General features: G+C 36.5%; 29 protein-coding genes and 3 tRNA genes. 19 read left to right on the top strand and 13 right to left on the bottom strand.

What is annotated here, in order from left to right; translation table 11 throughout:
- Positions 1 to 22: 22 nt before the first annotated feature.
- From EGH73_RS12385 to EGH73_RS12365, 5 genes are all read right to left on the bottom strand, one after another.
- Entirely contained in the window at positions 23 to 352 is a 330-nt protein-coding gene (locus tag EGH73_RS12385) for a DUF6122 family protein (RefSeq protein ID WP_089770739.1), read from the bottom strand.
- Positions 353 to 1,075: a DNA alkylation repair protein gene (locus EGH73_RS12380; RefSeq protein WP_123282103.1), complete on the bottom strand. Its 723-nt coding sequence runs from the start codon at positions 1,073 to 1,075 to the stop codon at positions 353 to 355.
- Positions 1,072 to 2,349, bottom strand: coding sequence for a cation:proton antiporter (locus tag EGH73_RS12375; protein WP_089770741.1), 1,278 nt, complete (start codon positions 2,347 to 2,349; stop codon positions 1,072 to 1,074). Before EGH73_RS12375 ends, EGH73_RS12380 begins: the two co-directional genes overlap by 4 nt.
- Positions 2,350 to 2,415: 66 nt before the next feature.
- Positions 2,416 to 3,627, bottom strand: coding sequence for a GTPase HflX (gene hflX / locus EGH73_RS12370; protein WP_123282102.1), 1,212 nt, complete (start codon positions 3,625 to 3,627; stop codon positions 2,416 to 2,418).
- 210 nt (positions 3,628 to 3,837) lie between these two features.
- Positions 3,838 to 4,251, bottom strand: coding sequence for an OsmC family protein (locus EGH73_RS12365; protein WP_123282101.1), 414 nt, complete (start codon positions 4,249 to 4,251; stop codon positions 3,838 to 3,840).
- Between the two features lie 112 nt (positions 4,252 to 4,363).
- On the opposite strand from EGH73_RS12365, the gene EGH73_RS12360 reads away from it, so the two are divergent.
- The 7 genes from EGH73_RS12360 to dcm all read left to right on the top strand — a co-directional run bounded on the left by EGH73_RS12360 (position 4,364) and on the right by dcm (position 10,510).
- Positions 4,364 to 6,499, top strand: coding sequence for a S46 family peptidase (locus tag EGH73_RS12360; protein WP_123282100.1), 2,136 nt, complete (start codon positions 4,364 to 4,366; stop codon positions 6,497 to 6,499).
- 108 nt (positions 6,500 to 6,607) lie between these two features.
- Positions 6,608 to 7,678, top strand: coding sequence for a calcium:proton antiporter (locus tag EGH73_RS12355; protein ID WP_089768149.1), 1,071 nt, complete (start codon positions 6,608 to 6,610; stop codon positions 7,676 to 7,678).
- A gap of 18 nt (positions 7,679 to 7,696) precedes the next feature.
- Entirely contained in the window at positions 7,697 to 8,038 is a 342-nt protein-coding gene (locus tag EGH73_RS12350) for a GNAT family N-acetyltransferase (protein WP_317124645.1), read from the top strand.
- On the top strand, positions 7,924 to 8,199 hold the full coding sequence (locus EGH73_RS14360) for a GNAT family N-acetyltransferase (protein WP_317124646.1): 276 nt from the start codon (positions 7,924 to 7,926) through the stop codon (positions 8,197 to 8,199). The genes EGH73_RS12350 and EGH73_RS14360 overlap by 115 nt, the downstream gene beginning before the upstream one ends.
- Positions 8,189 to 8,668, top strand: coding sequence for a GyrI-like domain-containing protein (locus tag EGH73_RS12345; protein WP_123282099.1), 480 nt, complete (start codon positions 8,189 to 8,191; stop codon positions 8,666 to 8,668). The genes EGH73_RS14360 and EGH73_RS12345 overlap by 11 nt, the downstream gene beginning before the upstream one ends.
- Before the next feature lie 202 nt (positions 8,669 to 8,870).
- Positions 8,871 to 9,149, top strand: coding sequence for a DUF6471 domain-containing protein (locus EGH73_RS12340; RefSeq protein WP_123282098.1), 279 nt, complete (start codon positions 8,871 to 8,873; stop codon positions 9,147 to 9,149).
- The gene (gene dcm / locus EGH73_RS12335; protein WP_123282097.1) at positions 9,146 to 10,510 is read left to right on the top strand and encodes a DNA (cytosine-5-)-methyltransferase; all 1,365 of its coding nucleotides are present in this window, start codon (positions 9,146 to 9,148) and stop codon (positions 10,508 to 10,510) included. Before EGH73_RS12340 ends, dcm begins: the two co-directional genes overlap by 4 nt.
- Here the strand turns inward: dcm and EGH73_RS12330 are convergent.
- Together EGH73_RS12330 and bcp are read right to left on the bottom strand one after the other, a co-directional pair.
- Positions 10,464 to 11,408: a DpnII family type II restriction endonuclease gene (locus EGH73_RS12330; RefSeq protein WP_123282096.1), complete on the bottom strand. Its 945-nt coding sequence runs from the start codon at positions 11,406 to 11,408 to the stop codon at positions 10,464 to 10,466. The genes dcm and EGH73_RS12330 overlap by 47 nt on opposite strands.
- Positions 11,409 to 11,521: 113 nt before the next feature.
- Positions 11,522 to 11,968 (bottom strand): thioredoxin-dependent thiol peroxidase, encoded by a 447-nt coding sequence (gene bcp, locus EGH73_RS12325; RefSeq protein WP_123282095.1) that lies wholly within the window; start codon positions 11,966 to 11,968, stop codon positions 11,522 to 11,524.
- A 36-nt stretch (positions 11,969 to 12,004) separates the two neighbouring features.
- Between bcp and nth the strand changes: the two genes are divergently transcribed.
- Positions 12,005 to 12,631, top strand: a complete 627-nt coding sequence (gene nth, locus EGH73_RS12320) for an endonuclease III (protein ID WP_123282094.1) — start codon at positions 12,005 to 12,007, stop codon at positions 12,629 to 12,631.
- Here the strand turns inward: nth and EGH73_RS12315 are convergent.
- Positions 12,628 to 13,224, bottom strand: coding sequence for an HPP family protein (locus EGH73_RS12315; protein WP_123282093.1), 597 nt, complete (start codon positions 13,222 to 13,224; stop codon positions 12,628 to 12,630). The two genes, nth and EGH73_RS12315, sit on opposite strands and share 4 nt — an antisense overlap.
- Positions 13,221 to 15,029: a DUF885 domain-containing protein gene (locus EGH73_RS12310; RefSeq protein WP_123282092.1), complete on the bottom strand. Its 1,809-nt coding sequence runs from the start codon at positions 15,027 to 15,029 to the stop codon at positions 13,221 to 13,223. Before EGH73_RS12310 ends, EGH73_RS12315 begins: the two co-directional genes overlap by 4 nt.
- 210 nt (positions 15,030 to 15,239) lie before the next feature.
- Here EGH73_RS12310 and EGH73_RS12305 point away from each other — a divergent pair, with 210 nt between their 5' ends.
- From EGH73_RS12305 to EGH73_RS12265, 9 genes are all read left to right on the top strand, one after another.
- A complete protein-coding gene (locus EGH73_RS12305) occupies positions 15,240 to 15,698 on the top strand; it encodes a hypothetical protein (protein WP_123282091.1) in 459 nt (152 codons plus the stop codon).
- Between the two features lie 73 nt (positions 15,699 to 15,771).
- The gene (locus EGH73_RS12300; protein WP_245985528.1) at positions 15,772 to 16,704 is read left to right on the top strand and encodes a ferric siderophore ABC transporter substrate-binding protein; all 933 of its coding nucleotides are present in this window, start codon (positions 15,772 to 15,774) and stop codon (positions 16,702 to 16,704) included.
- A 102-nt stretch (positions 16,705 to 16,806) separates the two neighbouring features.
- Complete coding sequence (locus EGH73_RS12295; protein ID WP_123282090.1) at positions 16,807 to 17,448, top strand: MotA/TolQ/ExbB proton channel family protein; 642 nt, start codon at positions 16,807 to 16,809, stop codon at positions 17,446 to 17,448.
- 1 nt (position 17,449) lies between these two features.
- The gene (locus EGH73_RS12290; protein ID WP_123282089.1) at positions 17,450 to 18,100 is read left to right on the top strand and encodes a hypothetical protein; all 651 of its coding nucleotides are present in this window, start codon (positions 17,450 to 17,452) and stop codon (positions 18,098 to 18,100) included.
- Positions 18,101 to 18,311: 211 nt separating this feature from the next.
- Positions 18,312 to 19,544, top strand: a complete 1,233-nt coding sequence (locus tag EGH73_RS12285) for a bifunctional folylpolyglutamate synthase/dihydrofolate synthase (RefSeq protein WP_123282088.1) — start codon at positions 18,312 to 18,314, stop codon at positions 19,542 to 19,544.
- 47 nt (positions 19,545 to 19,591) lie between these two features.
- Positions 19,592 to 19,666, top strand: a tRNA-Val gene (locus EGH73_RS12280).
- A 32-nt stretch (positions 19,667 to 19,698) separates the two neighbouring features.
- Positions 19,699 to 19,773, top strand: a tRNA-Val gene (locus tag EGH73_RS12275).
- Between the two features lie 50 nt (positions 19,774 to 19,823).
- Positions 19,824 to 19,898: transfer RNA gene (locus tag EGH73_RS12270), tRNA-Val, on the top strand.
- Positions 19,899 to 20,079: 181 nt separating this feature from the next.
- On the top strand, positions 20,080 to 20,538 hold the full coding sequence (locus EGH73_RS12265; RefSeq protein ID WP_123282087.1) for a VanZ family protein: 459 nt from the start codon (positions 20,080 to 20,082) through the stop codon (positions 20,536 to 20,538).
- Here EGH73_RS12265 and EGH73_RS12260 read toward each other — a convergent pair.
- The 4 genes from EGH73_RS12260 to pepT are packed head-to-tail and all read right to left on the bottom strand — an operon-like array spanning position 20,525 to position 24,087.
- Complete coding sequence (locus tag EGH73_RS12260) at positions 20,525 to 21,427, bottom strand: glycosyltransferase family 2 protein (protein WP_123282086.1); 903 nt, start codon at positions 21,425 to 21,427, stop codon at positions 20,525 to 20,527. The genes EGH73_RS12265 and EGH73_RS12260 overlap by 14 nt on opposite strands.
- Positions 21,424 to 22,389, bottom strand: a complete 966-nt coding sequence (locus EGH73_RS12255; RefSeq protein WP_245985526.1) for a glycosyltransferase family 9 protein — start codon at positions 22,387 to 22,389, stop codon at positions 21,424 to 21,426. Before EGH73_RS12255 ends, EGH73_RS12260 begins: the two co-directional genes overlap by 4 nt.
- Entirely contained in the window at positions 22,390 to 22,809 is a 420-nt protein-coding gene (locus tag EGH73_RS12250) for a SufE family protein (RefSeq protein ID WP_089768128.1), read from the bottom strand. It abuts the gene before it with no gap.
- 27 nt (positions 22,810 to 22,836) lie between these two features.
- Complete coding sequence (gene pepT, locus EGH73_RS12245; RefSeq protein ID WP_123282085.1) at positions 22,837 to 24,087, bottom strand: peptidase T; 1,251 nt, start codon at positions 24,085 to 24,087, stop codon at positions 22,837 to 22,839.
- A gap of 255 nt (positions 24,088 to 24,342) precedes the next feature.
- On the opposite strand from pepT, the gene EGH73_RS12240 reads away from it, so the two are divergent.
- Both EGH73_RS12240 and EGH73_RS12235 read left to right on the top strand, forming a co-directional pair.
- Entirely contained in the window at positions 24,343 to 25,191 is an 849-nt protein-coding gene (locus EGH73_RS12240) for a beta/alpha barrel domain-containing protein (protein ID WP_123282104.1), read from the top strand.
- Between the two features lie 108 nt (positions 25,192 to 25,299).
- Entirely contained in the window at positions 25,300 to 25,704 is a 405-nt protein-coding gene (locus EGH73_RS12235; RefSeq protein ID WP_123282084.1) for an OsmC family protein, read from the top strand.
- Positions 25,705 to 25,726 lie beyond the last annotated feature (22 nt).

Genomic DNA, 25,726 nt, shown 5'->3' with positions numbered 1-25,726 from the left:
AAATGCACAACAGGTATATCGTTTAAAATCCAAGATTATGTAACTGGAAATCTATCCAATCCGTCAGCATATGAAAAAGCAAACCAACGCCAATAATTCTTGGAACACCTCTGAAAAATAACAGCAGAAAATAAATACCAATCGCCCAATAGGTATGAAGCGGATGAAAATTGATACTACTTCTGTCTGGCGCAAAAATCGGTGTGCTAAGCAAATGATCTGCATCTACCAACATCGTTCCAAGCATAATGAAATAAGCCTTTTTCCAGTCTTTCCTGAAAAAGATGTAGGCCAAAACCAATGGAAAACAAAAATGTAGAAAATAGTGGATGACTGGTCTAATATAATCCATTTATATTCTTCCTTTAAGATAATTTTGTCTTACTTCTTCTTCCAATTTCTCAATCGCATACCGGAGACAAGTTCTCGGCATTTCTTTATAATGAAGATTGAGGAAATCCAATAATTCGATTTCGTTTATCTTTTCCATTTCGCGGAGAAGCCAGCCGTTGGCTTTGTGCATCAGATCGTGTGGGTGATTAAGATTTTTCAAGGCGAAAATTTTAGTCAAGTCGAATTGTCCGTTTTTGATGTGATGCGTTGTTCCGACAATTGCCATTCGCATTTCCCACATATTTTTGGAATTCGACAACTTTTCTAATAATTTAGAATTCTGATTTTCAAAACAATATCGACCTAAAATTTTATAACAAGATGTGTCCACCAAATCCCAATTGTTGATGTATTTTGTATGAGTCAGATAAAAATCCACTATTTCTTTTTGTTGAATTTTATCTTTAGTCTTCTCAAATTTGTAAACCAACATCAGCAAAGCCGTCAAACGATGTTCGTGAATTTCTGAAGACAATAATTCGCTAAGTTCTTCAAGAGAAATCTTGTTGTAAAATTCCTTTGCAACGCTTCTTTGGTCTGGAACAGTAACGCCAATAAAAACATCGCCTTCTCCATATTCTCCTTTTCCGGTTTTGAAAAAAGTTTGCATAATTTCAGCTTTTCCTGGAATTGAAAGTTCCTGGAGCGCTGTCTTTATCTCTGAGACAATAGATTGATTCATTTCTCTTCGGAAATTTCCATTATTTTCTCTTCTGTCGCAATCTTTTTAGGATTTGCCACTTTCGCAATGGTCAATCCCTGAACGATAATGGAAAATACCACCACACAATAGGTAATGCTAATGATAATCTGACTGTATTCATTGACTGGAATGGATAGTGCCAAAGCAATGGAAACGCCTCCGCGGATGCCGCCCCAAACCAAAACTTTGACCGTCTGCGGACTGAATCGGTATTTGAATGCCATAAATTTGGTCGGAATAAAAATCGCTACCCAACGCGCAAGCAGAACAATCATTACACAGATACCGCCAGCAATGAGATATTCATTTAAATCCTTGATTAACAGTAATTCAAAACCAATAAATAAGAATAGAATCGCATTCATAATCTCGTCAATCAGCTCCCAGAATTTGATGAGATAATCCTGCGTTTCGGATTTCATTTTGAAACTCTCACTAAAATTCCCCATAAACAATCCGGCAGCAACCATTGCCAAAGGTGCAGAAATATGCATCTCGTGAGCAATCAAATAACCACCCATAACAACTGACAATGTGATGAGTACGGAAATAATATAATCATCCACAACTCGCATTGCTCTGGAAGCCGAATAACCGAGAAGAACGCCTAAAAGCAATCCGCCGCCAGCCTCACGAAGTAAAAGCAACCCGATATTTTCAACATTCAAATCAATGTCTTTTCCGATGGCTAATTGAAGAACAACAGTAAAAACCACGACCGCCATACCGTCATTGAACAGAGACTCGCCTGCAACTTTGGTTTCCAGAGATTTAGATACATTCGCCTGCTTCAAAATACTGAGAACCGCAACAGGGTCAGTCGGGGAAATTAATGCCCCAAAAACCATACAATAAATCAATGGCATCTGAACGCCAGCTAACGGCAGCAAATAATAAGTCCCGAAACCAACGGCAAAAGTTGAAATAATCACACCAACAGTAGAAAAAATAACAACCGGCCCGAACTGCTCTTTCAAATCCTTGATATTGACGTGGATTCCTCCTGCAAAAAGCAGAAAATTCAGCATTGCGCCCATCAGAACTTCGGTAAAATCAAAGTTGTTTACCAATTTTGTTAAATGCGTGGTTGTCTTCGGTAAAAAATTATCGCCCGACGCTACCAAAGTTACCGATACGATAATCGCAATGACCATTATTCCAATGGTACTTGGTAATTTGAGCACCCGATAATTGATATAAGCAAACAAAGACGCTAAGACGATAAGAACTGAAAATGAGTAATATAACTCCATTTATTTAGTTGATGGTTTTTGGTTGATGGTTGTTAGTTTTTCAACTATGCTTTTAAAATTTTCATATTAATTTTCCTCATCATCGAAATATTCGAACAAGAAATCATTATAAGGAAAACGAGAGATGTGGATTTTATGAACCTCGTCATAAATCATTCTCTTCATTTCCGGGAAGTTTTCCTTGGTCAAAGCAGAGATGAAAACTGTCGGATTTTTGGATTTTGCCATCCATGTTTTTTTCCACTCTTCCAGTGAAATATTCTTTTTGGACGAAGGTGTCAAATCATCTTCATCTTTTTTCTCGTAACTGAAATCGTCAATCTTATTGAAAACCATAATCATCGGTTTCTGATGCGCATCAATTTCCTGAAGAATCTGATTGACAGAGGCAATATGATCTTCAAAACTTTCATGCGAAATATCAACAACGTGAATCAGCAAATCCGCTTCACGAACCTCATCCAACGTCGATTTGAAAGATTCTACCAATTGTGTTGGTAATTTTCTAATGAATCCAACTGTATCCGTCAAAAGAAATGGAAGATTGCCAATCACCACCTTTCTAACAGTTGTGTCTAAGGTTGCAAACAACTTATTTTCAGCAAAAACCTCCGATTTGGACAACGCATTCATCAAGGTTGATTTTCCAACATTGGTGTACCCAACGAGAGAAACGCGCACCATTTTTCCACGGTTTTGTCTTTGGGTGGACATCTGTTTATCGATGGTTTTCAGTTTGTCTTTCAGCAAGGTAATTCGGTCACGGATAATCCTTCTGTCGGTTTCGATTTCCGTTTCCCCAGGACCACGCATCCCGATTCCACCTTTTTGACGTTCCAGGTGGGTCCACATTCTGGTTAATCTAGGAAGAAGATATTGGTATTGAGCTAATTCTACCTGAGTTCTCGCGTAAGAAGTCTGCGCTCTTTGGGCAAAAATATCGAGAATCAAATTAGTTCTGTCCAAGATTTTGACTTCCATTTCACGTTCCAGATTTTTCAATTGGGAAGGCGATAATTCGTCATCAAAAATCACAGTTCCGATTCCGTTTTCTTTAACGTACCCTTTGATTTCCAAGGCTTTTCCGCTTCCCACGAAGGTTTTGGAATCCGGTTGTGTGAGCTTTTGGGTAAATCTCTTATCTACCGTTGCGCCTGCTGTGAAAGCCAGAAACTCCAGCTCGTCCATATATTCTTTCAGCTTGCTTTCGTCCTGATTTTGGGTGGCAAGGCCAACCAAAACCGCTCTTTCATACTGATGTTCTTTCTTTTCTAACATTTAAAATTGATAATTTTCTGATTCTGACAAGATACTATTTTTGAACAAAAAAACCAAAGATATTCTTTGGTTTATTATTTTTCGTGTAACGCAAAGTCGCAAGATTTGCAATTAAGTTAACCTTAAAAAATTCGCAAATAAAATTTATAATTTGCGAATTTATGTGTGTCGATTTTCAAAGTTTTTTTTACGACTTTGCGATAAAGCCAGTTAACTCAAAAGTGTTGCAGTCAACGATTTATCAAAACTGAAAGCTTGACTTACAGGACAATTGTCTTTGGCGTCATTTGCGATTTTTTGAAAATCATCTTCTGAGATTGCAGGGACTTTTGCAGTCAGTGTCAGTTCAGATAACGCGATTTTTCCGTCAACAAAAGAGATTTTACAATCTGTCTCTAAAGATTCTGGAATATAACCAGCTTCTGTCAACAAAGCCGAAGTTTTCATTGTAAAACAACCGGCGTGAGCTGCTGCCAATAATTCTTCTGGATTGGTTCCCACACCTTCTTCGAAACGGCTTTTGAATGAGTATTGTGTATCATTCAGCGTTGTACTTTGAGTCGTTAAAACGCCGTATCCGTCTTTTACTGTGCCTTTCCAGACTGCTTTTGCACTTCTTTTCATAAGTCTAATTTTTTTGATTTTAAATTAAAAATGTTTCTTGAGATTTAAAAACTAATTTCATACCATTAAGAATTAAATAATCATTAAATTAGCCCACAAAATAATATTCTCAATGAAAAAAATATTTTTAGCATTAACCCTTATTTTGGGTTATGCACAAATGAGAGCTGACGAAGGGATGTGGCTTCTGATGCTCGTAAAACGTCTGAACGGAGTGGATATGCAGAAAGAAGGCCTGCACCTTACGCCGGAAGAAATTTATTCTGTAAACAACTCCAGTTTGAAAGATGCCATCGTAAGTTTTGGTGGTTTCTGTACAGGTGAGATCGTTTCTAACCAAGGTTTGATTTTTACCAATCACCATTGTGGTTACGATGCTGTTGCAGCAGCTTCAACGCCTGAAAAAGATTATCTGAAGAACGGCTTCTGGGCAATGAAACCGAATGAGGAATTCAATGCGAAAGGTTTATATGTAAGATTTTTGGTAAGAATGGATGACGTTTCTGCAAGAATCAATGCAAAACTGAATAACAATATGTCCGCAGCAGACAGAAAAGCTGTTATTGACGCAGAATACAAAGCTATCCAAACAGAAAACTCCGAAAACGGAAAATACACTGTTGTTGTAAAAGATTTCTTTAATGGCAATGAGTTCTATTATTTTGTATATCAAGATTATAAAGACATCCGTTTAGTTGGCGCTCCGCCTTCATCATTAGGGAAATTTGGTGGTGATACAGATAATTGGGAATGGCCAAGACACACTGCAGATTTCACTGTTTTCCGTGCTTATGCAGATGCTAATGGAAATCCGGGAGAATATTCTGAAACCAACGTTCCTTTGAAGCCAAAACATCATTTACCAGTTTCTCTTAAAGGTTACAAGCCAGGAGATTTCACAATGATTCTTGGATATCCTGGAAGAACCAACCGTTATTTGACATCTTTCGGAATCGAACAGATGGTTGACAAAGATTATCCGGCTTGGGTAGAAGCTTCGAAAGTTGCAATGGATGTGATGAAGAAGTATATGGATAAGGACAAAGCTACTCAGTTGGATTATGCTTCTCAGTACGCAAGTGTTGCCAATTACTGGAAAAACAGACAGGGAACTATTGATGCCGTAAAGAAAAACGGAACTGTTGCTGAGAAACAAAAACTAGAGCAGACTTACAATCAGTGGGCAGCTCAGTCTCCAAATGAGCAGACTTATTACGGTGTTTTACCAGAAATCAAAGCTTATTACGAGCAAGTTTCCGGAAGAAATGTAGAGAGAAATTATGGAGGGATTTTACAAAGAAACGCCCATTATATTGCTACAGCGTATCAATTAGGCAGTCTTTTCAAAACGTATGCTGACCAAGACGATGCCGGAAAAGCTGCGATGAAACAAAAAGTTCTGGATGCCGTTGAAAAAGCTTATGATGGTTTTCACGACAACGTTGAAGGCGATATGCTAGTAGCCTTGACCTCTCTTTACAAAACAAGAGTTGCGAAAGAATTTGCTTCCCCAACTATTTTGGCTGCTGATGTAAACAATCTTTCAACAATGGCTTACGCATCTGTTTTTGCTAACAAAAAATCAGCTTTGGCTTTTATCAACAATCCTGACAGATTGAAAATCGATGCAGATAAACTGAGACAATTCGCCAACGGAATTATTGAAGACCAAAAATTAGGTATCGAGAAATATTCTAAAGTTGACGAAAACTTCGCTAAAAATAGTAGATTATTCTTAGATGGACTTAGAAAAGCGCAACCAGAGAAAAAATTCTATCCGGATGCTAACTCTACAATGAGATTAACTTACGGAACAATCGAAACATTGCCTGAAAGAGCGGACAGAAACTATAAAGGCATCAAGGAAAACTATTACACCGATATCAACGGAATGGTTGCCAAATACAAAAAAGGTGACGAAGAGTTTGACCTGCCTCAGAAAGTTCTGGATCTTGCTAAGAAAAAAGATTACGGTCAATATGCGGATAAGAAAGGTGGATTTATGCCAATTAACTTTTTGTCTAATAATGACATCACAGGCGGTAACTCTGGTTCACCAATCATCGATGGAAACGGTCATTTGATTGGTCTAGCGTTCGATGGAAACAGCGAAGCTTTGAGCGGCGATATCGTGTTCGAACCAAAATTGCAGAGAACCATCAATGTGGATGTTCGTTATGTACTTTGGATTATCGACAAATATGCCGGTGCAACTAGACTTATCAGCGAGTTGACTTTGGTAAAATAATTTATCATTAACATATTGAAAGCCATCAAGTTTTGGTGGCTTTTTTGTTGCTCAAATCTCCGTAAACCGTTTTCAGTATTTTTTTGTAAATTAGAGAAATCATTTTCTATGAATTTAAAATCACTATTTCATTGGTCCCATATTTTCCCGATTTTATCATTGCTCTATTATTTGCTTGGTGTCACGGATGACAGTCCGCTTATGGCAGCATTAGGAGGTTTATTACTAATTGCGGCTGTCCTCTCGGCAGTTCATCACGCAGAAGTTGTTGCCCATAAAGTAGGCGAACCATTCGGCACCATTATTCTCGCCATTTGTATAACTGTTCTGGAAGTTGGACTCATTGTTTCACTGATGATGGCCGGCGGAAACCAGGCTGCAACACTACCAAGAGATACGGTTTTCGCTGCGATAATGCTAATCCTGAATGGGATACTTGGCGCCTGCCTGCTGGTTGGCGGTGTAAAATTCAAAGAACAGTTTTTTGCACGGTCCTCCGGAAATATGGCTTTAATAGGCTTGGTCGCCATTGTGGTGATGACTTTAATCTTACCAAATTATACTACCAGCGAGATAACGCCTTCTTTCAATAATTCTCAACTCATTTTTTTCTCAGTAGCTTCGCTTGTCATTTACGGCACTTTTTTAATGGTTCAAACCGTCCGTCACAGGAACTATTTTCTTCCCGACGGTGATGAAGATACGCACGCAGAACCGCCTTCCAACCTCACCAGTTTCATTAGTTTATTATTTTTAATTCTCTGTTTGGGCGTTGTCGTATTTTTGGCCAAATCTCTTTCTCCGCAGATTGAAAATGTCGTTCAGAGCTTTGGCGCTCCAGAATCACTTGTCGGCGTTATCATTGCAGCTGTTGTATTACTTCCGGAAGGATTGGCTGCCATAAAAGCTGCCCGAAGAAACCAATTCCAGACGAGTCTTAATCTGGCGCTTGGCTCTGCCTTGGCAAGCATTGGTCTCACGATTCCTTGCGTAGCCGTAGTTTGTATTATTTTTGATTTGCCCTTGGTTTTAGGGCTAGATACGAAATCTATGATCCTGCTCGGATTATCGCTTTACACGGTAATGCTTTCATTGAACAGAGGAAAGACCAATGTTTTATATGGCGTTGTATTATTAGTGAATCTTTTTGCTTACGTTTTTACAGTTATCGTACCTTAAAATTTATATTTTTGATGAATGAACAGCTACGAAACCGACAGACTGATTTTAAAACCTGCCGAAGTACAAGACGCAGATTTTTTCCTCGAATTGTACAATATGCCATCATTTATCCAATACATTGGTGACCGGAATCTCCGCACGAAAAAAGATGCAGAAAATTACATCACGAGTCGATTTATTCCGCAAATCGAAAAATTGGGATTCGGAAATTATGTTGTGATTCTGAAAGAGGACCATACAAAATTGGTGCAGTCGGGATTTTTGAAAGAGAAGGTCTCGATGTCCTCGATATCGGTTTTTCTTTTCTCGAAAAATATGAAGGAAAAGGCTACGCTTATGAGTCTGCCAATAAACTGAAAGAAGTTGCCGCTACAGATTTCGGGGTTCATAAAATCTCAGCGATTACAACGAAAGATAATTTCTCGTCTCAAAAATTAATCGAAAAATTAGGATTGAAGTTTCAAAAAATGGTGACCATTCCCGAGGATGATGTTGAGCTGATGTATTATGAAAACTAGATGTGAAATACCTTATCGCATTGCAATCATGGCACCGAAGAAATTAATTGGGTTCAGCATTACAACTTCTTTTCAGGATGATAAAACACAAATTGCCTGGAAGAAATTTATGATGAGAAGAAATGAAATTGTTAACCGAATTTCCAATCAATTATTCTCGCTTCAAATCTATCCTGAGAATTTTACACCAAATCAAACTTTCAGAAAATATGCTTTGGTGGAAGTTTCTGATTTCGATAATAATCCTAATGATTTTGAAACCTTCGAATTAGCAAGTGGAAAATATATGGTTTTTAATTACAAAGGAAAAGCGGAAAATGGACCGGAACTTTTCAGATATATTTTCCAAAATTCCATTCCAGAAAATCAGTTTGAGGTTGACAACAGACCTCATTTTGAAATTTTTGGAGACGATTATAATCCGAATGATGATTCTGCGGAAGAAGAGATTTGGATTCCGATTAGGTAAAATACTATATCAAGTAATTAGCAATCGTATTCATTATTTTTAATTTTTTCACTGAGATTAGCATTTCCTTTTAAATATTTTTAATGAAATTTAAAAGCGATTAATGCAAAACAATTACATCTGTTACGTTTTTTTATATTTGCTATTTTATTTGCAAATATGATAATTATTGTCGAATATTGCAAAATAAATCTTCTTGATTATGTCAAACTGGGATGATAAAGCAAAGCGACTTCTAAAGTCAGAAATGGTCAAACGTGGTTTTACCAATGCGGATTTGGTTGGATTGCTGAACGATATTGGCATTGAAGAAACAAAAGCAAGTATCGACAGTAAAATTAGTCGTGGTAGTTTTAGTGCAACTTTTTTGTTACAATGTCTTACCGTTATTGGTTGTCATAAGTTAGAGATTGAAGATTATGAAAGTCAATTATTGATGGTTGCCGAACCAAACGAAACTTATAAAACTTCCAAAAAATGAAGAGCAATACTGTAAAATTTATTGATTTATTCGCTGGGCTTGGCGGTATACGTTTAGGTTTTGAAAAAGCGTTTAAAGATGCTGGAATGGAAACCGAATGTGTAATGACATCGGAAATAAAACCCTATGCCGTAAAAACGCTTAAACACAATTTTGGGCACGAATTTTTGGCCGGCGATATTTTTGAAATCCGAAATGAATTTATTCCCGATTTTGATTTTTTATTGGGTGGTTTTCCCTGTCAGCCTTTTAGTGCAGGTGGAAAACGCCAAGGCTTTTTGGATACAAGAGGAACTTTGTTTTTTGAAATCGAACGCATTTTGAGAGATAAAAAACCTTACGGCTTCATTCTCGAAAATGTGGAAGGTTTGGTAAAACACGATTTAGAAAATAAGAATGACAAAATAGGCAGAACACTAAAAACGATTTTGCATACCCTTGAAAATGATTTGGGTTACAAAACAAGCTGGAAAGTTTTTGATAGTTTGGAATTTGGTTTGCCTCAATCTCGCAAAAGAATTTTTATTGTCGGCACAAAAGATGAAAAAATTGATTTGGATGGAAACGAACCACGATTTAAAGCGTTGGAAAGTGTTTTAGAAAAAGGGTTGCCAACATTGAAATCAGATTTTATTGATAAACTTTTGTCTCATTTTTCATTGGAAGATTTGTACGGAAAATCCATAAAAGACAAACGTGGTGGCGACAATAATATCCATAGTTGGGATATTGAAATAAAAGGTAGTGTGTCTAAACAACAAGCAGAAATCCTAAACCAATTGTTCAAACAAAGACGAAAAAAACAATGGGCAGAAGAAATCGGCATTGATTGGATGGATGGAATGGCTTTGACTTTAGAACAAATCAATACGTTTATTGACTTACCAAAAAAGGAATTGAAAACTTTGTTAGACGATTTGACTTCAAAAGGATATTTGAAATTAGAACATCCGAAAAAGTTGATAAAAATTCAAACTGAAAATGGCGTTGCAACTTCTCGTGAATATGATGAAACCAAACCGAAAGGTTACAACATCGTAACTGGAAAATTGAGTTTTGAAGTAAATAAAGTTCTTGACCCAAAAGACATTGCTCCGACTTTAGTAGCTACTGATGTTTCTCGATTAGCCGTTCCAGACGGAAACGGTTTGCGTAGATTAACTATTCGTGAGGGTTTACGTTTGTTTGGCTATCCCGAATGGTACGAAATTCCAACAAAAGAATACGATGCTTTTGACTTGTTAGGAAATACGGTTGCTGTACCTGTGGTCGAATTTGTTGTCTCAAGAATAATAGAAACTAGAAATTTGGAATTTATGACATTGGATAATATTCATTCAAAACTTCATCAAGTACATTGAGATTTCGTTGATTAAATACAAAATCACTTGCATCATAAATTCTATGCAAATCATTCTGTCTTCCAACCCATCCAAAACCATCACAGTAATTCAGCATAATAATTTTATTCGCTCGATGATTGGCATTATGTCGCATTAAAGCACCATAGAATTCTACAAGTTGGTCAGCTCTTTTTGACTGACCACTTCCAGTAGTTATATTATAAGAAGATTCAATTAAAATAATTGGCGCATCAACACTAGGTATTAGAAAATCTATATTTTTGTTTAGAAGAGGAAATTCTTTTTGAAGTTCGTATGTCAACGAGGAATTAATATTGATTTTGTAAGTGTCAAGTCTCGACTGTATAATCTTTTCAACGTGAGCCCCTACTTTGTTTGAATACTTGTCTTGAATTTCATTATCGTTTAAAATTCTTTCAACATATTTATAGCCTCTTAAATCTTCAATGAAGTCAACTTCATTAAGTTTAAAATTTCGCATATAATAAAGAGGAATTTCAGCTCCGATTCTTGAATTTCTACCATTTATAAAAAAATCAATTAGCAGAACTCGAAATTCTACATCATTTTGAATAGTTCTACTAATTCTTTTGACATCCCATTCTGTTCTAAATTCTTCTCCATTAAAACGATATCTTAAAAGAGAAACTACTCTTTTAAGTCTTTCTTCTGAAAGACCTATTAAAGAAACAAAAGCTTTCAATTTCACTACTGGAGAAAAATTATCTACCTCTGTTAAAAAGATTGATAATTCTTCAGGACTTGAAAAACGATTACAGTTGGCATTGATATAATTTGTTAATGGCTCGATTGATAGTAAAAAGTTATTATCAAAATCGTCGTCAATCATAAATGACATACTATTCTTCCAAGCTTCAAATGATATTTTTGGCATTTTTGTAGTTTTTACAAATTTAGTTTTTTCTTGTAATTCAACTCGTATTCGTGCTTAATCTGGAAGATAAAAACTCTCAGAAGCTTAATAAAACATTATTTATAAAATCAAACTTATTCCAAAATCTGCGCAGCGTGGTCTTTGGTCTTAACTTTATCAATCACCTGAGTACAAATTCCGTTTTCATCAAAAACAAAAGTCGTTCTCACGATTCCCATAAACTCTCTTCCCATAAATTTCTTCAACTGCCAAACTCCGAATTTGCCAATGATATCGTGATTCTCATCGGCTATGATATCAAATGGCAACTCATTGTTATCACTGAAGTTTTTCTGACGCTTCACAGAATCTGCACTCACTCCTAATAATTGATAACCTTTCTTCTTCAAAACCGAATAATTATCTCTCAGATTACAAGCTTCCGCCGTACAACCTGGCGTGCTTGCTTTTGGATAAAAGAAAACAACTAATTTTTTGCCTTTCAGTTTTTGAGAATCGATTTGTTCTCCGTTTTGATTTGTTCCAACAAATTCCGGTAAAGAATCGCCAAGCTTCAGCATAATTTTTATTTTTGTTGATACAAATTTAGCATCAATATGACGAAAAAGCAAAGAGCGCAGATTGTTCAGGAAGAATTAGAAAAATTATATCCCGAAGTTCCGATTCCTCTAGACCATAAAGATGCTTATACGCTGATGGTTGCAGTCGCACTCTCTGCCCAAACGACGGACAAAAAAGTGAACCAAATTACACCAAAACTTTTTGCTGTCGCGGACACGCCTGAGAAAATGGCTAAGCTGAGCGTGGAAGAAATCAAGGAACTCATCAAAGAAATCGGACTTGCCAATTCCAAAGCTAAAAACCTTAAAAAAATGGCAGAAGTCTTGGTGGAAAAATTCAATTCTGTAGTCCCACAAACTTATGAAGAATTGGAAAGTCTGGCCGGTGTTGGACACAAAACAGCTTCTGTGGTGATGAGTCAGGGATTCGGTTTTCCTGCGTTTCCCGTTGATACACATATTCATAGATTGATGACGCAATGGAAATTAACCTCAGGGAAAAATGTTCTCGAAACCGAACGTGATGCGAAAAAAATTTGGGACGAAAGTGTCTGGAACAAATTGCATCTTCAAATTATCTTTTACGGACGAGAATATTCGCCGGCGAGAGGTAACAAGGAAAACGATTTTATTCCGAAGCTTTTGTTTCCAGAAAAAACTTAATCTTTATTCTTCAGCATTCTCCTCATATGGTAATATTTGGTTTGCTTGATGTGATGCGGATATTTTCGACCTTTCGGAATATTATTGAAAATCAAGGCTACAATTAATAAAATCAAAGCACCACTCAAAACCGGCGACAAAGCATACCAATATCCCAATTCCTGAATTTTATCTGACGGAAGAACTGCAATCAAAGCGGTTGCACCACCTGGCGGATGCATTGTTTTTGTAATCTGCATCACTACAATCGAAGAGGCAACAGCAATAGAAGTATTCAGCCAAAGAATTTCTGGTAAAAATTTAAATACTGTAACACCTACCAAAGCAGACAAAACGTGTCCGCCAATCAGATTTCTTGGTTGAGCTAAAGGACTATTAACAGCGCCATAAATCAAAACACTAGACGCACCAAATGAACCAATTAGAAAAACATTTTCAATCTCCGAAAAATGTTGAGACTGTAAAAAAGCAATCATTCCGATTCCGAAAAAAGCGCCTAGAAACGACCAAAAATGGTCTTTGAAATCAACAAGCGTTTCCTGATAAAAGATATATTTAGTTTGCCTTAGTCTTCTTTTGATATGCCTGCTCATTGCTTCACACCTTTCGACCAAAGATTCATTTTTCTTTCCAAAACTTCCAGAGGAAGGCAACCTTGGCTCAAAACTCCATCGTGGAAAGAAGCCAGATTAAATTTCTTGCCTTGCTCATTTTGGTACTTATTTCTTAATTCTCTGATTTTCATTGCTCCGGTTTTGTAACTCAAAGCTTGCCCAGGCAAAGCCATATATCGCTCCACTTCTGCTATTGCACTAGCTTCGTCATAAGCGATATTGCTTAAGAAATATTTAATCGCTTCTTCGCGAGACATTTGTCCTGTGTGGATTCCTGTATCAATAACAAGACGAACTGCTCTCAACATCTCATCACTCAAAGAACCCATTTTTTGATAAGGATCTGTATAAAGCCCAAACTCTGAACCTAAGGATTCGCAATACAAAGCCCAACCTTCACCGTAAGCACCAATCCAACCGAATCTCATAAACTTTGGTAATTTAGTATTTTCCTGTTGCAAAGAAATCTGATAATGATGTCCGGGAATCGCTTCGTGCAGGAAAAGAGACTCCATTCCGGATGTCACGTTGAATTTTGTTGGGTCAGGAATCGGCATATAAAAAATCCCTGGACGTTTTCCATCGGCACTTCCTTGGATATACTCTGCACTGACACTCGCTTCACGGTATTTTTCTGTCTGACGAATTTCGAAAGGTGTTTTTGGTGTTACGTTGAACATCGTTTTCAACTTCGGAGTGATTTTATCCAAAATTGATTGGAAGCCTGCCAATACTTCTGTCGAAGTTTTATAAGGCATTGCTTTAGGGTCGGTTTTCACATCATTCAGAAATTCTTCCAAAGAACCTTTAAAACCAACTTGTGCTTTCACTTTTTCCATTTCTTTACGGATTCGTGCGACTTCTTCCAATCCGGTTTTATGGATGTCATCCGGTGTTTTATCTGTTGTAGTCCAGCTTTTGACATAATAAGCATAAACATTACTACCATTTGGCAATGCATCATAACCATCTGTCGTTCTAGCTTTTGGCAAATATTCTTTTTCTAAAAAATCAGCCATTTTGAGATAGGCAGGAATCAACTTATTCTTGATAGCATCTTGGTAAAGCTTGGCATATTTGTTAGCAGTCACCGGTTTGAAATCTTTTGGAAGGTTTTTTATGGGACCGTAAAAAATATTCTTATCGATTTCGAAAGTCGTGATTTCTCCAGCTTTCATCTGTGGAATCATTTTTAGGACTAATGATTTTGGAAGTACCGTATTATTTTTGATTCCTAATCTAAAATTCTCAATTGCAGAATCCATCCAAATTGGGAATTCATCAATTCTTTTCAACCAATTTTCATAATCTTTTTCGGTTCTAAAAGGCTGAATTCCTGTTCCACTTCCCAACATTGGAAAAGTCAAGGGTAAACCATCAAACTGTGTGAAAGGAATATATTCTGGATGATAAGCATAACGCTCCTGCTTGTCTATCAATGTGTATTCTAGAACATCATAAACTACTTTATGATCATCATCCAGATTATTATAATCAATTGACTTAAGCCGATTATACACCGAATTATAGAAAGCAATTTCTTTTTTGATGAAATCCTGGCTGAGATTATCCGGAAGCATGTCATTATACCTATCGTCACCCTGCGAAGTAGCTTCCAAAGGGTAAAATTTCAAATATTCCTCATAATAATTAGATGCGATAGAATCGAGTTCAGAAGTGGCTGAACTTATGGTCGTTTTCATTACAGGAGAATCATCTTTTTTGCAAGAAAAGAAGCAATAAGCCAAGATGGTTACACATATAATTTTACACAGATGCGTCATTCAATATAGATTTGATATTGTAAAGATAAGATTTAAAATGCATTTTCGGCTTCCATCCACCAGCACAACAATTAATAAGTTATACTAATTCTATAATTTTTCTTTCTTAAAACTATTAATAAAAATAACCCACAAAAATTTTTCAAATTCAACCAAATTTTTATCTTTGTTAAGCACAATTTAAATTATCAAAAACTCAATATCCTTATAATGAAAGGAATATTAAAGATCTATCATCCGGAAGAAACTCTGAAATATTTTATCAGAAACACCTATTGCAAATCCGTTTATCTTAATGCCCAGAATTTCTTGGAAGTAGAAATCATCACGGATGATTCTCTGGAACATGTGGATGACGATTCCTTACAATACCAATTTCCCCAATTATCGCTTAACATTTCCGAGTTCCCAATAGCGGAATCTGAACTGGAAGGAAAAACTTTTCTTGTAGAAGACACAGAAGAAGACACTTACACAGAAGTTGACCTCTATGACGATGATGAAGCTTTTCTCTATGATAATGATCTGAGCTTTTCGAAAAACGATAAAAATGAGCTGGAGCTTTGCTGGAAAGGTAATATTACGGATTTTTACACAGGATCCGAAGAGCCTATTCCTTTTAAGCTCAAGTGTAACTTTCGTCAGGACGACATCGAAGTAGACGATTAATCCGTATCCAAAAAATAATAATTATATTTACGATTCGTTATAAAACTAATTATAACGAAAATACTTGATTGGGATGTATCAGGATTTGGATGATATCGTTTTTGAAGACCGGCATAAAGCTTATGGTGCTTACGAATTCCGTAAACATTACGAATATACGCTGACTAAAGCACTTGTAGTCGGGATGTTTATTTTTCTGATTATTTTCTTTATTCCTGCAAATGTCATCAAAGCTCCCAAAAAAACGGCCGTAAATAGTGAAAGGATCATTCCTGTGGAACTTACGGAAATGCGCATTAACTACGGCGATAACCGAAATGGAAATGGCGTAGATGAGCCAAAGGAAGAAGCAGGAAGTCCCGCTCCGATTATTGATAAAAAAGAGGAAAAAGATATCATTACAGAAACGGTCAAAATCTCTAAAGAAAAAGTTGATAAAGATATTCCTGACAATGTAGTTCCTACACCAACCAGGATAAAAAAACAGCCCGTAACTGCCAAAAAATCAACAGATAAACCCAACCCTAACAACACTGCAGCCAACTCAACCAAAAATACAACTGGTAAGTCTGTCGTAAAAGGCGACATCAAAAAAGAAAATGCAACTGGAGATGGGAAAGGGAATGCCGCAATCGGAAATCTATTGAAAGGACGAGGAACAAAATCCGGCTCTCAAGGAAACGGAATAGGACCGGGAAATTATGGTGACCCACTTGGCGGAGATGGCGATGGAAATAGCTTAATCGGAATTGATAGGAAATTAACCGGATTCATCCCAGGAACGATGGGACGAGGCGGCGCGCAACCCAACCACGACTGTTCTGCAAGCGGCAGCATCACCATTTCTTACACGGTAGACAAATCCGGAAAAGTCACTTCTGCTAGACGATTAAGTGGAGTGTCTGACCCTTGCGTGGTAAACACCGCAATAAGTTGGGTAAAACAATACGTGAAAGCAGAATCTGCAAATGTCTCGTCCAAAGGAACTTATAAGATCACTTTTTAAAATTCCTATTAATAACCATTTTTCGTAAATTCCTTCATAATCTATTCGGATTAATCATCAACTAATTCATAAATTTGAAACTATAAAATAACAGACAAAACTATGGCAAATCAAAATATTTCTATTTGGGAATTCCTTTTTGGTGGAGGCTTACTGAGCGTTTCTCTTATCATCATCCTTATATTTTCGGGAATTGCAGCCATTGTTTTTTTTGGACAGAAATTATACGCACTCAACAGAGAAAATCAAGTTGACCCTTATCTTCTGAAAAACGTAAACGACCTTCTGAACGATGGCAGAATACAATCTGCAGTAGATTTTTGCAGAAGGGATAATTCGCCAGAATCCCGAAGTGTAGAAAAAGGACTTTCCAGATTGGGAAGACCTGTGAGCGAAATTGCCAACGCAATGGAAACCCACGCTCAAATAGAACTGAACAAAGCTGAAAAAAATATCAATTATTTGGCAACACTGTCCGGCGCAGCGCCGATGTTGGGACTTCTTGGCGGTGTTTTGATTTTGGCCTCAACTTTCGGAACTTTATCAAAAACCGATACTGTTGTCGCTCAAAATCTTTTAGCTGCCAATTTCTATGAAGCTTTAGCACCTTCGGCTGTTGGTCTTATCGTTGGATTTTTGTCTTATATTTTTCATAACATTTTGGTTGGAAAAATTGATTATCTATTGATGAAAATTCAGTATCACACCAATGAGTTTTTAGACATCATCAACAAACCTTCTTAAGATGGAATTCCAAAGAAGAACAAAAAAATTATCCGGATTGCCAATTGCCTTTTATGTAGTTGCATTGTTATTTTTTGTGCTTTTATTTTCGTTCAATTCTCTTTATTACAAAGCTTCTGAACAAACAAAACCTGTTATTGTAGAAACTCCAAAACCGATTGAAGAACCCAAAGCAGATTCTATCGTAAAACCGGAAATATATGTGCCAGACGTTGAAGTTTTACCGCCAGACACGGTGGCTCTAGCAAAAGAAACGCCCGCAGTAAAAGAAGAAAAGAAGGACGCACCAAAAACGGAGAAAGAAGATAAGAAACTTGCAAAAAAAGACGACTCTTCGACTCCGCTCAGAGTGATAGATTCTGATTCTAAAGATGATAAAATCACTAAAATCGGGAAAGACAGAATTCTTACAGGTTTCATTCCGGGAACGATGGGAAAAGCTGGAAAACTTCCTCCGCACAATTGCAAAACCAAAGGTAAGTTGGTAATGTTCATCACGGTTGATAAAGCTGGAAATGTAACCAGTGCTGGAAGAAGCAGCGGAATCAAAGATGCGTGCAATATCACGGCTGCTGTGATTTGGACAAAACAATATGTGAAAGCCAAAAAATCACAGAATATTTCTCAGGGAACTTATACGATTGTTTTTTAACTTATTTGGGCGCCATTTCCGGCTTTCACTACTCGCTTTTTTATTTTTTCCCACGCTTTCCTCCGCAAAAAAAATAAAAAGAGCTCAAACATGCCGTTTCATCCGGGGCGCAGTTTTGCCAATTTTTTCACCTTTCTACCCAAACAGAAATTTTTCAACATTTTACATAGAATTCTTTTTGTTATCTTAAATTTGTATTTCACTTCATACTATGACTCCAAAAGACTATCAGGAAGCCGTAGATTGGCTTTTTGTTCAGGCTCCGAATTATCAGATTGACGGGCAAAAGGCCTACAAACCAGGACTTGACAACATTAAAAAATTGTGTGATTTTTTCGGGAATCCACAAGATAAAATCAAAACCATCCACATTGGAGGAACCAACGGAAAAGGCTCTACAAGCAATATGTTGGCTTCGGTTCTTCAAGAATCTGGTTATAAAATCGGACTTTACAATTCGCCGCATTTGATTGATTTTACAGAAAGAATCAAAATCAATGGAAAAAATTGTGACCAACAATTTGTTTACGATTTCATCCAAAAACTGAAACATTTGCCGGAAGATATTCGTCCTTCTTTTTTTGAATTCACGACGATAATGGCTTTCGAATATTTTTATCAGCAAAAAGTTGATTTTGCAATTATCGAAGTGGGTTTGGGCGGCCGATTGGATTCGACAAACATCATCAAACCTTTGGTTTCAGCCATTACAAATGTTCAGTTGGACCATCAGAATATTTTGGGAAACATAATCGAAGAAATCGCAAAAGAAAAAGCGGGAATTGTAAAGGAAAATATTACAATAATTTCCGGTGACGAAAATCCTGTTGTAAAAGAAATTATTAAACAAAAAGCCTTCGAAATTAACGCGGATTATATCGATGCAACTGCTATTAAAACAGATTTAGTTTCAGATTTAAAAGGAAATTATCAGAAGAAAAATATCCGGGTAGTTTTGGCTTTGGTTAATGAATTGAGGAATCAAGCAATTAATATTTCTAATGATAATGTAAAATCAGGACTTCTGAATGTTCATCAAAACACAAACTTCATCGGCCGTTGGTTTGAATTTTCAAAAAATCCGTTGACAATTTGTGATACAGCACACAATCAAGCAGGATTGGAAGAAGTATTCAAGCAACTGAATGAATACGCTCAATCAAAACATATCATCTTAGGATTCGTCAATGATAAAAAAATCGATGATGTGATTCCAATGTTACCTTCGGAAGCTCAGTTCTATTTTGTAAAACCAAGCGTGGGAAGAGGGAGGCATCCGGAAGATTATGACAACTTATTGAAAAAATCTAAATTAAATTATAAAATTTTCGACTCTGTTCAGGAAGGCTATGTTGCTGCAAAACAGAATTGTAAAAAAAATGAAATGATTTTTATAGGCGGAAGCAACTTTGTAGTGGGAGATTTTTTAGAAAAAAATTTGTGAATATTGTAATAAGTTGTATATTTGCACCACTCTAAAAGAGAATTAGAGGGTTCTTAGCTCAGTTGGTTCAGAGCATCTGGTTTACACCCAGAGGGTCGGGGGTTCGAATCCCTCAGGACCCACAAAAAAGGAACGAAACCTTTTCAAAAAATTCGGGTTCTTAGCTCAGTTGGTTCAGAGCATCTGGTTTACACCCAGAGGGTCGGGGGTTCGAATCCCTCAGGACCCACAAAATCTCCCAAAATATTGGGAGATTTTTTTATATCAATTTTCACAAAAGGGCGATTAGCTCAGTTGGTTTAGAGCGTTGCGTTGACATCGCAGAGGTCACTGGTTCGAATCCTGTATCGCCCACTTTTCTTAAAAATTCCTTAATTTTTTTATTCTCCGTTTCCTAAAACGTTAAACTTTTTATAAAAAAAACAATCATACGTTTAATCTTGAGTCTACGGACAGATATTTGATTCGTTAGAACGATTAAAAAAAAGTTTCTATGATCTGAATTTTCCTTTTGTAAATCTATTTAAAAGGACCTATGAAAAGATATTATGCAGTTTTGCTTTCCGTCTATACTATATTTCTAGTTTATATGATGTTTTATGGTTGCGCTAGGCATCCCGAGTTTGGTTTTCTGCAACTAAATCCGTTTCAGAGTATTAAATATTTCCTAAACTATCATCAGTTTTTTTCTGAGACTTTTATGGTAAACATCGTAGGAAATATTATTGTATTTATACCATACGGATGGCTTGGTATTTTAGATAAACGACTAACCAAACTGCCACTTTTAGCGTTTCTCTTTATTACTTGGATCTGCGCAATTGAACTTACTCAATATTACACAGCAAGAGGAACGGCAGATGTAGATGATGTTTTTCTGAACACTTTTGGAATGCTGATAGGTTATATAATTTTGCAAATTGTAACAAAATTGAACATTGCTAATATAAGGCTGGAATTAACCAAAGATTACGAAACTATCAGCTCTTACTGATATAATCAATAAGTTGTCCCAACTTATAAAGGTCTAACGTCTTAAGTTCAGCTTTTCCACTTAGTAACTTTCGGATTATGAATGGTTTCATAATTTTGTAAAACATTTTATAAATAAGAATTCCGCCAGTTTTCTTTAATAGAGCATAGGCTTTTGCAAGCTTAATGTTAGAACTATTTCTTACATCCAAATCCGTCTCAATCAGATGAGCAAGGCTTTTTGCAGATTGATCTGCTTTCTTTAAGAAAACCTCATTCGTTTCTACATCATTGTTATATATAGGATTGTCTATATGTTCTATTTTAATCTTAGCTTTATAAAGATCCTTAGCAAAAATAAGATCTTCATAACCATATTGCACGATGGATCCATCAAAAGGATGGTTTTCTAATACTGATTTTCGAACGATAAAATTATTGGTTTGAAAATCACGATAAGGCGATTTTTTTCTAACATCTACCGGCAGATTCTCTCTTTCTATTGCAAATTTCCATCGCAACCCATAACGCAAATCCGGCTTACTTTCATTTACTATTCTTCCACCATAAACTACATCGGGATGATGATCATTGATGAAGTTGATATAGTTTTTTATGAATTCTTTGGTAATAATTTTCCCATCGCAATCTAAAAACAATAAATAATCAGACTTGGAATATTTTAAAAATAAATTACGGATTTTTGAACGTCCTATATTTTTTTCAAGTAGTATATAATGATCGGTAAGGCTTTTAACAATTTCATTTCTCTGACGCATCTCTTCTTGTGAAGCATCATCTATAAAGATAATTTCCGCATCAAGATCATCTGTATTGATTTGACTACGAATATCGGTGATCAATTCCGTCACATCAAAATTATAAACCGGAATACAGACACTCAGCATCATATTTTGTCTATGATTTTCTGAATATCCAGTTCTTCTAGACAGGCATAATCGCCACGGAAACATTCTTTGTCGCCAAAAACCGAACACGGTCTGCAAGACAGATCTTTAACGTGAACAATATCATTTTCATCCTGTCCATAGCCAAGAAATCCTGCATAATGATGTGTAGATCCCCAAACGGAAATACATCTGGTTCCCATTAGGCTGGCGAGATGCATATTTGCGGAATCCATAGAAATCATCAGTTCCAGTTCGGAGATCTTTTGAAGTTCTTCTGTTAGTTTTAGCTTTCCGGACAAGCTATGCGTATTTGGAATTTGTTTTTCCCACTTTGTGAGAATATCATTCTCTTCTTTTCCGCCACCAAAAAAATAAACTCTATGAGTTTTAGCAAGGATCCTTGCAAGTTCAAAAGATTTTTCTTCCGGCATCATCTTACCTTTATGCTGCGCAAAAGGTGCAAAACCTATATCTTTTTTATTGTCAGATAGAGTTCTAAGCTTGTGGGAAAGATTTACTTGAAAGCCCATCCTTCTGAAAACATCGGCATAACGTTCTACCGTTCTTTTCAAAGGAAATTTATCAAGATTCCAGATATCTGTCAGTTTTTCCTTTTCAATTTTTCCTTTATCAATCTGGAAGACTTTGTAGCCGTGCCGGATGAAGATGGAATTAAGCATCTTGGTTCTGATCACATCGTGAAGATCCGCAACGTAATCCGGATTAAATTGTTTGATTAATTGTTTTGTCAGTTTTCTGATGCCGAAAACACCTTTATAATCATCTAAATTAATTCCATAGAATTTCAGCCTAGGATGTTTATCAAAAAGGTCTTTGAAATTATCTCTGCTCACAAATATAATTTCTACATCAGGATTTTGCTCCAGAAACTCTACGCAGACAGGGACTGTCATCGCCACATCTCCGAATGCAGAAAAACGATATGCCAGAATTCTCTTCACCTACTTCTTTAGTTGGAACGCCACTGCGTAAAATTTGATTTGTTTCGTCATTGCCATCAAGCCATTGGCTCTTGAGGGAGACAAAAATTCTTGCAAGCCAATTTCAGAGATAAAATCAAAATCAGAATCCAAAATCTCCTGTGTAGAATGACCACTATAGATTCTCACCAAAAGCGAAACAATTCCCTTTGGCAAAATCCCGTCAGAATCCGCATTGAAAAATAATTTTCCATCTGTAAATTCTGCATCAATCCAAACTTTGGACTGGCAACCTCGGATTAGATTTTCATCTGTTTTTTTGTCCTCTGGAAGACCTTCTAACTCTTTCCCAAGGTCTATGATATATTCATACTTCTGCTCCCAATCGTCCAGAAAGGTGAATTCTTCTATTAATTCTTGTTGTTTTTCTTTGATTGTCATTCAGAATTGATTTGAATTAAAATTAAATTATTTTACCGATTGAGCAATATTAGCAATTACTTTTACAGCAGCTAACATACTTTCCAATGGTACAAATTCGTAAGGTCCGTGGAAGTTATGTCCACCTGCAAAGATATTTGGGCATGGTAATCCCATATAAGATAATTGCGCGCCATCTGTTCCACCTCTAATCGCTTTTATTTTCGGTTCGATTCCGGAATCTCTCATCGCTTGTTCTGCAATATCAACGATATGCATCTTGCCTTCGAATTGCTTTTTCATATTGAGATACTGCTGCTTGATTTCAATCTCAGCAGTTTTCTCACCATATTTTATGTTGATTTCTTCAACTTTTTCAGCAATCAGTTTCTTTCTATCTTCAAACTTTTGATCATCATGGTCACGGATGATGTATTGAAGTTTAGCTTCTGAAACATCACCTTCGAAATCTGTCAGATGGAAAAATCCATCAAAACCTTTCGTAGTTGCTGGCGTTTCATTAGCTGGAAGTGAATTGATAAATTCTGATGCGACCAATCCTGCATTCAGCATTTTCCCGTAAGAATAACCCGGGTGAACGGATAATCCATGGATTTTCACCACAGCTCCGGCTGCATTGAAGTTTTCATACTCCAACTCCCCGATTTCGCCTCCGTCCATTGTATAAGCCCATTCTGCTCCGAACTTCTCAACATCGAAATGATGTGCGCCTCTTCCAATCTCTTCATCCGGATTGAATCCGATAGAAATTCTGCCGTGCTTGATTTGTGGATTAGCCAAAAGGAATTCTGCTGCTGTTACAATTTCTGCGACACCAGCTTTATCATCCGCACTTAACAATGTTGTTCCATCTGTTGTGATGATGGTTTGTCCGATGTATTTTTTTAAAGATTCAAATTTAGTTGATGACAAAGTGAATCCAGTTTCTTTGTTTAGTAATAAATCTTCGCCATCATAGTTTTCCCAGATCTGTGGATTCACATTCTCCCCATTGAAATCCGGAGAAGAATCATAATGCGCAATAAACCCAACTTGTGGAACTTCTTCCTCTTTGTTAGAAGGAATAAATCCAAAAACGTATCCTTTTTCATCAATGCTGACATCTTCCAATCCTAAATCCTGCAATTCTTTGTACAGATAATTAGCGATATCCCACTGCCTTTCTGTAGAAGGAGTGGTCTCACTTTCTGCGTCGCTGGTAGAAAATATCTTGATGTAAGTAATAAATCTATTAAGGAGTTTTTCTCTCCAAATACCGTCTAATTGGATGTTTTCCATATAATTTGCTATATCTCCGCAAAGTTATATATTTATGCAGTGAACGACAAATAATATCTGATGATTCATATATTGTGAATTATCAAAGCATTGAATGTTTTTATGCGCGAGCGAAGCGAGCGCGGATGAGTATTATTGGAACTTCGAATCACTGCAGCCCGACTTGAGTGGAGCTCTTTTTCTTTTTATTTAAAAAGAAAAAAGCGGGAACGGAAGGCGGATAAAGCTGCCCAAATAATTATAAAATCGATACAAATGTTCTTAACCGAATGCCCGCGAGACGCTATGCAAGGCTGGGGAGAGTTTATCCCGACGCAAAAAAAAATTGACTACATCAACCGATTGATGGAAGTGCGTTTTGATGTCTTGGATTGTGGAAGCTTTGTGAATCCGAAAACGATGCCTCAAATGGCTGATTCCGGAATTGTGGTAGATGAAATTGACAAATCACTTTCCAACACAAAACTTTCCGTAGTGGTAGCCAACATCCGTGGTGCTGAAAAAGCTTTGAGTCACGATCAAGTTGATATTCTAGGGTTTCCTTTTTCAATTTCTGAAACATTCCAGCATAGAAACACAAACAAAAGCCGTGAAGAAGCTTTCACAGAAGTGGTAAATATCTTAGAACTTACAAAATCTGAAGGTAGACAATTAAACCTCTATTTCTCCATGGCTTTTGGAAATCCTTACGGTGAAAGTTGGAAATGGGAGGATGTGGACTTTTGGGCAAAACGTTTTGAGGAAATTGGAATCAAAAGTATTCTTTTATCTGACACAACCGGCGTTGGCGATGTGGAAAGAATTTCACACTTGTTTAATAAAATTCCAGCTAAATATGCCAGCATTAATTTTGGAGCGCATTTTCATAATCGATATGAGGATTCTTACATCAAACTGAAAGCTGCTTATGACGGAGGATGTAGAAGATTTGACAGCGCGATAAAAGGAATGGGCGGCTGTCCAATGGCAAAGGATGATTTAGTGGGAAATATGCCTACAGAAAGGGTGTTTACTTTTATGCAGTCCGAAAAATTAGATATCCATCAGAATCTTCTTCATTTTGAAAGTGCTTATAATATGGCAAAAGACATTTTCCATTTTTGATTTTAATGAATCAAAACATATTTATATCATATTTTAATAGTTTTGCAAGCAAATAATTTTTAATATCAAAAAAATGCTGTAATTTTATTACAGAAAAAACAATTAATTATGACTTCAAAAACAACTTACTTAGGCGAATCTAAAATCGAATCTGTACACGAAGCCTCTGGTGAAGTTTTCTCAACCTATGTTCCTTCCAATGATTTTACTGTGAGAGAGCACTTTTCTCCGACAGATATTTTTGCAACAGCATTGGCAGAGAGTGTGTTTGCTTCACTTGTTGTTTTGGGCAAAGACAGAAATATCGACATTACCGGCGCAACTTGCGAGCTGAAAAAAACAATGTATTTTGAGCCAAGAAGAATTGGTGAAATTTTCTGTGTATTTAAGTTTCCTCATTCCTATTCTCCGGAAGAAAAAGAATTTATTGAGAATACCGCGAAAAATGCACCCGTCTATCTCAGCCTGCACCCGGACATTAAGAAAATCTTTATTTTCGAGTATAAAATTTAAAAAGAAGAATCCGTCTCACAAC

This window comes from Epilithonimonas hominis (assembly GCF_003730015.1).
In the GTDB taxonomy this organism is placed as follows: domain Bacteria; phylum Bacteroidota; class Bacteroidia; order Flavobacteriales; family Weeksellaceae; genus Epilithonimonas; species Epilithonimonas hominis.
The sequence above is the reverse complement of the archived record's forward strand: the minus strand, read 5'-3'. Positions and strand labels throughout refer to the sequence as shown.